Genomic DNA, 10,135 nt, shown 5'->3' on the forward strand with positions numbered 1-10,135 from the left:
GCCAACCAGGCAGCGACCGAACAAGTGAACCTGAAACCACGTCAACCCGCCCTGACCAGCTAGTCAGCCACTCCCGCACAGCGGGGGAACCTCAGTCCGACAGGAGCGTCACGACGCTGCCGGTGTCGTAGTCCTCGGGGAAGACGGCGTCGACGGCGCGCTTCGAGCCGTCCGAGGTGCGCACGCGCAGCGTTTCCTCGCCCTGGCCGAGGACGACGGCCGATACCGACACCGCCTTCGCGGCCCGCTGCTCGTCCTCGTGAATGCCCCGCAGGCCCTGGTCGACCGCCACGCCCGCCACGGCGCACAGCACCAGCCCGGCAACGATGGGAACGATCCCCCGCCGCAGCGAGCCCGTGCCGCCGGGGAGCGGGCGCCGCACCCCGGCGGCCGCCTGCTCGGCGAGGCGCCGTTGCCGTCGCCGAAGAGCGAGCCGCTGCCAGGATGCGGCCCACCCGAAGGCGAGCGCCGCGATCACGGCGGCGTTGGCGGCGTCGGAAGCGGTATCGGGCAGGGGGAACTCCTCCACCGCCACGATGACCGCCAGCACCGGTCCCGACACGAGAGTGAGTTCCGGCAGCCGGGCATACCACAACAGCTGCACCACGGCCAGCCCCACCTGGATCATGCCCACCCAGTCCGGCCCGCAAGGGGTCGCCACCGTGCAGCGCTGCTCCGGCTCCAGAATCATCGCCGCGATCACGGTCATCAACAGCGTCAGTGCCGGCCACCGGGGCTGTGCCCAGCGCGACAGCCTGGGATTTGCCCAGCGGAAGGCATCGTGGGACAGCCAGGCAGGAGCACCCGCAGGTGCAGATCCGGGCGGCAAGGGAACGGGCAGGTCGCTCACACGAGCGATTATGCGACCCAGGAACTCGCCGCCCGCGGGCGGGGTGGCCTGGAGCGGCTGGATGCGGTGCCGTTCCTGCCGAAACAGGGGCTTGTCGTTGACTGGATTCGACGCCCGAGAGGGGTCTGTCCAGTTGACCGTACAGACCCACCTGGCATGGGAATGCTGGTGGCAGCAAGGAAAATGAGCTCGGTCCTCAAGATCCCCGACGGGGTCTCTCAGTTCGCGCACCGTCAACGAGCGAAAACGCAAAGCGTTTTGTATTAATAGCCTGAAAAGAGGACGGAGAGGTCGGATGCAGCAGACCGCACTGCCTCCGACCTCTCCGCAGGTCATTCCCGGCGCTAGCGACTCTCGGCACCACCGAACCGGCACCGGATGCGAGTTGCCAGAAATCGACATCCGCCAGCTTCCTATTCGGCTTCCTCGCCGCTTTCCTCCTGGAAACTGATGCCCGTAATCGCGTTCACGTTTACCGCCCCGAAGGCAGATGAAAGTACCGCCATTTTCGACTGCACTTCACTCCAGCTTACGCCTTCATCTGGCCAGCAATCCAGGTAGTACGTGGAACCGGCGAGCGGGAAGTGGGTTTCCCCCTCCAAATCGCTCGATGTGCCGACCTCGATTTCCCAGTCGTCCGCAAGAATGGTGAAAGGGTTGTGAGGGTGTGTATCGAACACCTGGGCGACTACTTCGACAACGTCATCCTCCGAGATCTCGCCAATAAGCACGATTCGAATGAATGTCTTCACTTTGAATTTCTCCTGCACGGGCCCCGCTCGGATACTTCCCGAGCGGGGCGAAATGCCGAGCGACTAGCGGCGCCGCCTCCTGATCGCTAGGGATAGCAGCCTGAGTTTATCACGCTGCAATGTCGAGCAGGCATTACAATGCGGAAGAAGCACCGTTTTCAGCTTCCCTCCCCAACGCAGGTTGATGGAGACCGCAGGCCAGTGGTCTGGAATCCAGTTTCCGCTCCTCGTTCCCGGCTTCTTGGTTCCGCAGCGATGGCAGCCGTACTTGTTACCCAGCATGTTTATCTTGCTGCGGATGCTCCTGAAGCTCCGAGAGACACCCTTGGGCCAACTGACGCCGTACCTCGCGTAAGGTCCAGGGGAAACGATTCCTCCTCCGGGACGCCCCTGGACTCGTACGATCGGACACGCATTGGAGTTGTGGGCGACCTCGTCAACATTCCCGTCATTGATGACGAACGTGTGGACGTTACCCACATTCAGGTTGAAGACCGACTGATTGTCGATCTCACCCAAGTCCTGCACCATGCGGACCGGGGTGCCCTCGCCCGTAGGCGACAACAGTAGGTCGCCGACCGTGATGCGCGAAGCTGGTATCCAGCCGCGGCCGATCACCCAGAGAGGGTGGTCAGCGGTGGCCAGAAGGCTTCCGTTGGAAGTGTCGAGGTCGGTGTCAATCTCGACCAGGTGCTTTGTTCCGTATCCTGCGATGACGTCCAACACCGGTTGTGCCGTGGTGTCACCAGTCACCGGATCCGTCGCAAGGACCTGGTCACCGATCTGGATGGCACCGATCGGGAGGTAACTTCCGTCCGCCATCAGGACGGGCGTATCCGGCGCGAAGGAATTGCACCGTGAGGCACGTCGCGCGCGCGATGCCCAACGGTTGATACGGCCTGCCTTGCGGATGGCGCGCACCGCCTTGAACGCCTTGACCGCGACGCGGCCGGCGGAGCCGAAGGCGATGCCGACGCTCATCTCTGCGGCCTTGCGCCAGTTGCCGGTGGCGGCGTAGGAGATGGCGCCGACGGCAGAGGCGATGTTGCCGATGGGGCCAGGGATGTAGGAGGCGACCTCCGCGACGCGGGCGACGCGTTTGAACATCTTCTTGAAGCTGAAGCCCCAGTTGCCGTCGAGGTCGGTGCAGTTGACGGGGTCGCCCGCACAGTAGTCGTACGGGTTGGCGTTGCCTCCGGGCTGCGGGTCGACCTGCAGGAAGCGGCCGAGCGCGGGTGCGTAGAGGCGGGCTCCCATGAGGATGACGTCGTCGAGCGCCTCGGAGGAGCGCTGCTTGGCGCCGAGCCATCCGTAGCGCTGGGTGGCCTGGCCCTCGGCGGGGACGCCGAACTCGTCGAAGGTAAGAACCTTCGGCGTGGTCGTCGCGGTGTCGAGGGTGACGGCCACGTCGCCGTGGAGGTTGGCGAACTGCAACTCGGTGTCGCCGGTGGCGGACGTGGTGGCGGTCAGATCGCCGTCCGGTCCGGAGACGTTGCGGGTGAGGGTGCCTTGGGTGGTGTCCTCGATGATCCAGCGGGGCTCGTCGGAGTCGTCTCCGTAGTGGTTGAGCTTGCTGGTCGCGTTCGCCCAGGTTCCGTCCGGCTGCTTGGCCTCCGTGGTGAAGGCGGTGAAGCGGTGGGCCGGGTCGAGGGACCAGGACTGGCGCTTGTCACCCTTCGTCTGGGAGGCGACGAGGTCGTTGTCCCAGTAGGTGTTGACCGAGCCGGTGCCGGTGGCCGTGGTGCGGCCGAAGGCGTCGTATGTGTAGCCGGCGGTCAGGAGCCGGTCGGCGCTGTCGTACGAGCTGGCCGTGACCGTGCCGTTCGCCGTCGTGCAGGAGCCGTCCTCGGCCGGTGCGTAGACCGTCTTGGAGGTGCGGTTCATGCGGCCGGCGATGCTGCGTCCGGCCTCGTCGAAGGCGTAGGCGCGGGTGGTGCAGCCGTCGGTGGTGGTCTGGGCGGCCCAGGTCAGGCGGCCGAGCCGGTCGTAGGTGTACTCCTTGCTGTCGGTGGAGTTGGTGTCGGCAGCGACGGCGCCCTGGGTCGTCATGTCCAGGTGCTGGCCGTAGACGACCGCGCCGTCGGAGACGCGTGTGTACGTGCGGCCGGTGGCGGCGCCGCTAGCGTTGAAGGTGTCCTTGCGGACGTAGCCGCCGGGGTAGGTCTGCTCGGTGAGCTGGCCGTCGGGGCCGTACTTGGCGGTGAAGGTGCCGGCGACGGAGTCGGTCACCGAGGTGACCATGCCGCGCGGTTCCTGGGTGCGGTCGTAGGTGTAGGTGGTGGTGCCGGTGTTGTCGCTGACCTTGACCGGCTTGCCGAACGTGTCGAACTCGGTGGTGGTCGTGCCGCCGTCCGCGTCCGTGTAGGAGAGCAGGCGGTCGAGGGCGTCGAAGGTCCGAGTGATGGTCTTTCCGCCGGCCGTGGTCTTGACGGCGTTGCCGGCCACCGGGTCGTACTCGGTGGTGACCTCGGGGAGGTCCTGGCCGAGGTCACCGGTGATCTTCGTGGAGACGATGCGGTCGGCGTCGTCGTAGACGGTGGTCGACGTGCGGGTCTTGCCCGCGTTGGTCTCGGTGGTCTCCTCGATGTCGCCGTGGCGGGAGTAGCGGGTGATCCGCTTGACCGGCAGGGTGTCCGGCATGTGCGCGGTGTCCGCGCCGGTCACCGCCCCACCGGGGAGCGTGACGCACGGGTTGCCGGCCCATTCTGGGCGGTTGCCGCAGGCGGCGTCGTCCGGGTTGGCGCCGGCCGTGTAGAACACGGTCTTCACCGTGCCGGTGTCGGCGCCGTTCGAGCCCGGCCTGCGGGACTCGACCGCGCGGCCCGCCGCGTCGTACTTGATCAGGGCCGTCAGGTTCGCCCCACCGGCCACGGCGTCCGTCGTCACCGAGGTCTCGGTGCGCAGGGTCCAGCCGGAGGTGCCGCCGATCGGGGTGTCGTAGCCGGTCTTGGTGACCCGGACCTCGACGTCGTCGGCGTAACCCTCGATCCTGGCCCCGTCGAGGGATGTGGTCTCCAGGTGGTAGGCCGCGCCGTCGGGCTTGCCCTCGTCGTACTTGTGCACGTTGTGCTCGCGCACGACGACCGAGGTGCCGGCGGCGAGGGCGGGCATCGGCGGGTCGGCCTGCGTCGGCACCGCCTCGTCCAAGAGTGCGCGGAAGACCGGACCTGTCTCCTCCAGCAGATCCTGGCCGTCACGGCTGTAGACGCTCCGCCCGTCGAGGAGCCCCGCGCGCGCGGCGGAGTCGTCGGGCAGTTCGAGCTCGATCACCTTCTCGTCGACGTTCTCACCCAGGCCCAGGGCGAGAAGACGACCTGTGGCGTCGAGAGTGCGGACCGTGTTGCCGAAGCGGTCGAACTCGGCGGTGTCGATGTCACCGACGCCGGTCGGGGACCAGGTGGCGGTGTTCACCTCCGCTGCCGAGGCGTTCAGGTAGTGGACCGTTGCCTGCTGATAGCCGTCCGGCCCCGGCGTGGTCGCCGTGGCCGTGTTCGTCGCGGGAGTGGATTCGACGTCGAAGACGGCGGTCGCGTCCGTGGGAACGTCCGCCTGCCCCCACTTCGCGGCGCTGGCGCCGTCGAGGTCGTAGGGGCCACCCGCACCGCGGGTGAGCGGGACCTCGTAGACCACCGTCGAGGCAGTCTCGCCCTCGACGACGTCCTTGCTGCCCGGCTTCAGCGCGGGACGGCGGACCTGGAGCAGACGGCCCGGGTCCTGGTCGGCGCCGGCCGGGCCGTAGTCGAAGTACCACGGCAGCTCGCCCGCGGTGTCGATCTTGCTCAGGCGATTGCCGCTGTCGTACGAATAGACCGTCTTGAAGACGGCTGTGTCGTCGGCCGACCCCTTGCGCGGGTCCCACGCCTCGGCCAGTCGGCCGAGGGAGTCGTAGCGGTACGAGGCCACGTCGACGGCCGTCTCGGCACCGGCGCCCGGGTCCCAGGACCAGATCCGCACCGCCTTCACCCGGTCGGTGAAGTCGCCGGGCGTGGTGGCCGTGACGGTGGTCGCCGTCGCGTAGACGTACTCCAGGACCTCGCAGCCGCGCGCCGGGACGCTGCCGGTGCACTGTCCGGTGTCGTCGACACCCGGCTCGGCCTCACCGATCACCCGCTTGACGAGCGTACGGCCGTCGGTCGTGTCGTAGACGTACCGGCTGGTGGACGCCGCGTCCGTGCCGGACACACTGTCGACGACGTAGACGTCGGAGCCGGTCTGCTTCTTGAAGCGGGTCAGCGTGCCGTCGTCACCGGTCAGCACGTAGTCGCTGCCCGAAGCGGCGAGGACCACTCCCTCGGATCCGGGCTCGGGACTGAACGATCCGTCCGAGCTCTTCGCGAAGGTGATCGTCGAGTCGTCGTAGCCGGTGATGACCGCGACGTCCTTGCCGGGGAAGGTCAGCGAGTTCAGCTCGTTGTCCGTGGCACCGCCCGCGGCGCCGCCCGCCCACTGGGGTCCGAACGGGGCGACCAGCTCACGCAGGGAGAGGTGGTCGAAGTACACGGCCTTGCCCGAGTTAGCCCCGAAGCCGTTGTACAGCCGCAGGAACGCCGTGGTCGCGTCCGCAGGGACCGTGAAGTCCAGCGTCAGCTCAGCCCAGGCGTCGGTGTACGGCACCTTGCGGGACGTCGGCTCGACGAAGCCGCCAGGGGTGTTGAACCCGGCGTACAGGCGCAGACCCCGGGCGTGCTGCGGGGACAGCCCGGTCGAAGCCGGGACGTAGGCCCAGGCGGAGAACCGGTAGGTCTTGCCCGGCTTCATCCCCAGCCGCAGTGCGGTCTGATCGCCGCCGACCATGGCGAAGGAGTCGCCGCTGGTGTTGGTGGTCGGCACGACCTTCAGCGAGTCGGTCGAGCCGTCCTGGCCGAGCGCGGTGTCCCGGGTGACCGTCGCCGTCGTGGCGGAGAAGCCGGTTGTGTCGGTGGAGACATCCTGCTGGTTGGCTGTCAGGCGCTGGCCCTGCGGCATCCAGCCCCGGTCCGTGCCTCTGGAGGAGGCACTGCGGGAAGAGGACATACCGAACTCGTCGGCGTCGGTGACGCTGACCGAGTAGTCACCCGTGAGCAGGTTGACCGAACCCGGACCGACGTCGTCGGAGGCGGCACCGTCGGCGTTCGGGTCGACGGTGAAGCCGCGCCACTCACTGATGTACGGTGCGTCCGCGTCGTTGTCCGTGTACAGCATCGCGCGGACCTGGACGACACCACCGATCTGCCCGAGGGTCTCCAGAACCGACCAGTTCGCGTACTCGCCGACCTCCGACAGCCGCGCCTTCACCGAAGTGATCGGCGTGTTGTCCTGCTTCGTCAGATTCGCCAGCGGAACGTCGTAGACACTCGCACCGGGTCCGCGACGCCACTGGTAGGTCACGCGGGTGTACTTCGGCTGCGCGTCGACCGCGATCTGCACGCGCCGCGCGCTGACCGCTCCTTCCGCGGGCCGCACCATCGCGCCCTGACCGACCAGGAAGTCGTAGAACACCGCCGTCGAGACGTTGCCGGCCTTGTCCTTCGCCTGGACCTTCAGCGTGCGGTGACCGTCGGCCGACGGGGTGATCGACACCGTGGTCGTGCTGGTCGCCGACACCGTCACCGGAGCGGCACCGTCCAGCGAGTACACGTAGCCGGCCAGGTCGGTCGTACCGGAGGCCGGGGTGAACGTGAACGAGCCCGGCGTACCGCCACTGCCGTGCCAGGCACCGTCCTGCGGGTAGGTCGTCGAGGACACGAAGGGCGCGCCCGGCGCTGTGGTGTCGACCGTGAAGGTCTGCCAGGCTGACCAGGTGCCGTTCCAGTCCTGGCCGTCGTAGACCGCCGCCCGCCACTTGTACGAGCCGGGGGCGAGCGCCGTGCCCGGAGTCCAGGTCGCGGTAGCGCCCGAGGCCACGTACGTCGACGTGCCGGACTGCAGGGCCGCCGTGCCGTCGGACTTCCAGACCTCGAACGTGAGCCGGACGGTGTTGCCGTCGGCGTCGGTCGCCTTGCCCGACAGGGTCGGCGTCGTGTCGTTCGTCGCCGCTCCGGTCAGCGGCGACAGCGGAGTGGCCGCACCCGGCTTGGTGTTGTACGTGACCGAGACGTACGGCGTGTTGGAGGCGGCGTTACCGGAGTTGAAGCGCTTCCACGCGTACGCGTCGGTCTCGTCCGTCGCCCGGATGCCGAGGGTGTTGGTGCCGTTGCCGTTGGCCACCCACGCGGCGACCAGACTCGTGATGCCCGTGCTCACCCAGCCGTCGGCACACGTGGACGAGTAGCCCTTGGTCGCCGTGCTGGTGGCCCACTTGTTGTTCCAGTGCGGCTGGGCGGTCCACCGTGTGCTCGTGGAGGCGGAGCTGGTGTCCCAGACCTCCCAGCTGCGCGCGTTGCACGACCAGGAATGGAAGTTCCACAGGTTCAGGCTGGCCGACTTGATCACCTTGCCGGTGATCTTCGACATGGGGAAGGCGAGGAACGACCGGGCCACCTGGCCCGAGCCGTTGTTGCCCAGCTTCAGCTCCGTCGCCGCCGACTGGTCGGTCGTGTAGCCCTGCTCCACGAAGGTGTCGAAGCTCGCGCCGAGGTTCACCGCGGGGTCGACGGTCACCGGGAACTTCGTCGCCGGGTCGGCGAGGAAGGCCGCGTCCGGCGTCAGCGTGAGGTCGACCGTGTCACCGTTCTGCGTGACCTTCAGTCCGACGCCGGCCTTGTTCTCGTGCTCGCCGGTGTTCGGGTCGACCGTCGCGTCCCACATCACCGGCGCGGGCAGGACGCCCGTCTCCTTGCCGGTGCCCGGCTCCAGGAACGACACCGAACGGTCGGTGTTCGCCCGGACCTTCAGACCCTTGGCCTGGAGCGTCATCGTCACCGAACCGTTGGAGTCGACGGCGCTGCGGTCCTTCAGTTCCAGGAACTGCTCGAAGCCGGTACGGGTCGACTCGATCACCATGTCGGTGCCGGTCGACACATTCGCGTACCGGGCCTCGGTGCCATGGACTGTCGGATCGGGCAGCGCGCCACGCCACGAGAGCGTCATCTCGTGGCCCTCACCGCTGTCCAGCGAGACCAGCGGCATCGCGGGCGTGGTCTTCTCGCCCGGCTCGCCGCCCGACTTTTCGATCCGGGCAACCTCCTCGGCGGAGGACTGGCCGGCCAGCGTCAGGTCGAGCGGATGTGCGGCAGCGTGGACCTCACCCGTCGTCGACTCGACGAGCTCGGGGTCGACCTTGCGCCAGGCGCCGTTGTCGTCCCTGAACCGGAACGGCCCGGTGTACGAGTCCAGCGACATCGAGCCGTCCGGGTTCGCCCAGCTCGTCGTGGTCTCGGTCCGCTCACCGGTGACCTCGATCCGCCGGTTCTGCAGCCGCGCCATGAGCAGCGCCGACGCGGCGTCCTCAGCCTCCGCGGGGCCCTGGACCTGGGGCTCCTGGACGGGAGCCGCAGGCGGCTCTGCAACCGCGATCCCCTCCATCAGGCCAAACGTCATCACCAACGCCGTGGCCAGGGCTATTCGCCTCAAGCGGCCAGGCGAGGGCAGCGGATGCCGCTCGCGCTGAGCGGTCGTCCGTTGTCTCATTCTGTTTGTTCCTCCACATACTGATCACCTGTTGGCGATCAGCCGGAATTTATCAAGATTCGACAGCAGTCATTTCGGCATGACTGAGCATCAAACAGTCATGCTGGGAAGAGATTGCGTTGAAAACGTGTCTCGATGTGTGTGGCTGCGGCGGAGGGCAAAAACCCGGTGGCCGGGAGATCCCGGCGGACGTCGCTAAGGGCCCCACACGGCGCCGGGCGGACCTCGTCGCGGACGCCTTCGCTCAGCATGCGGCGCACCTCTCTCCAGCCGATACTTGATCGTGTGGACGGGTCAACAGTGGGCAGGCCGACGCAGCTCGACGGCTGTGAACTGGTCGTGGTTCGGTCAAGGTGCCTGCGTTCTCACCTGCCGGGTTGGATCAGGGCTCGTGCGTTCTCGGGCTGCGAGACGTCCTGAACTGCCGGGGTGAGAGCGGGTTGTCGGGGTTCGGGTAGGTGATCAACTGAAGGAAGCGGTTCGTGATGATGGAGGTGTCTGACGCCTCATCACAACAAACCGCTTCCGGATGCCATCCTTGCTGATTACCGCTGTGTCCCGCCACCTCGGCCACGATGCGGGCTCCGTCTCTGACGATCCCGACCGCCTGCTGGACCTTGCCGACGTCCTCGACGTGCTGCCTGATCCGCGCCGTCGGCAGGGCCGCCGTTACCGGCTCGGCCCGATCCTCGCACTGTGCACGACCGCCGTACTCGCCGGCGCCACCACCCTCGCCGCCGTCGCGCGGCATGCCGCCTACCTGCCCGACGAGGTCCGTCGCCGTCTGGGACTGCGGGCCGCACCACGGGCGACCACGCTCGGCCGTCTCCTGGCACGTCTGGACGGCGACGCGGTGGACGCGGCGGTGGGAGCATGGCTCGCGGCACACCGCAGCCGCCCCGACCAGGACGAAGGACTGTGCGCGGTCGCCGTCGACGGCAAGAGCCTGCGCGGCTCGCGCACCGCGGCGACCAGGGCGGTGCAC

Annotated in this window: 4 protein-coding genes; 1 reads left to right on the forward strand and 3 read right to left on the reverse strand. The window is 67.9% G+C overall.

Annotated features, from left to right (window positions below):
- Positions 1 to 91: 91 nt before the first annotated feature.
- The 3 genes from ACFW2Y_RS31655 to ACFW2Y_RS31665 form a co-directional block, all read right to left on the reverse strand.
- On the reverse strand, positions 92 to 850 hold the full coding sequence (locus ACFW2Y_RS31655; RefSeq protein ID WP_384885945.1) for a hypothetical protein: 759 nt from the start codon (positions 848 to 850) through the stop codon (positions 92 to 94).
- A gap of 413 nt (positions 851 to 1,263) precedes the next feature.
- The gene (locus ACFW2Y_RS31660; protein WP_384885947.1) at positions 1,264 to 1,602 is read right to left on the reverse strand and encodes a hypothetical protein; all 339 of its coding nucleotides are present in this window, start codon (positions 1,600 to 1,602) and stop codon (positions 1,264 to 1,266) included.
- A gap of 63 nt (positions 1,603 to 1,665) precedes the next feature.
- Positions 1,666 to 9,150: a DNRLRE domain-containing protein gene (locus tag ACFW2Y_RS31665; protein WP_384885948.1), complete on the reverse strand. Its 7,485-nt coding sequence runs from the start codon at positions 9,148 to 9,150 to the stop codon at positions 1,666 to 1,668.
- Between the two features lie 538 nt (positions 9,151 to 9,688).
- Between ACFW2Y_RS31665 and ACFW2Y_RS31670 the strand changes: the two genes are divergently transcribed.
- Positions 9,689 to 10,135 (forward strand): transposase family protein (locus ACFW2Y_RS31670; RefSeq protein ID WP_384885950.1); only part of this gene is annotated, 447 nt, incomplete at its 3' end.

The sequence above is a fragment of the Streptomyces sp. NPDC058877 genome (assembly GCF_042742855.1).
Taxonomy (GTDB): domain Bacteria; phylum Actinomycetota; class Actinomycetes; order Streptomycetales; family Streptomycetaceae; genus Streptomyces.

What these genes read in the sequence shown, in the direction of transcription:
- ACFW2Y_RS31665 (WP_384885948.1), bottom strand. Translation starts at nt 9,150, where the DNA reads ATGAGACAACGGACGACCGCTCAGCGCGAGCGGCATCCGCTGCCCTCG.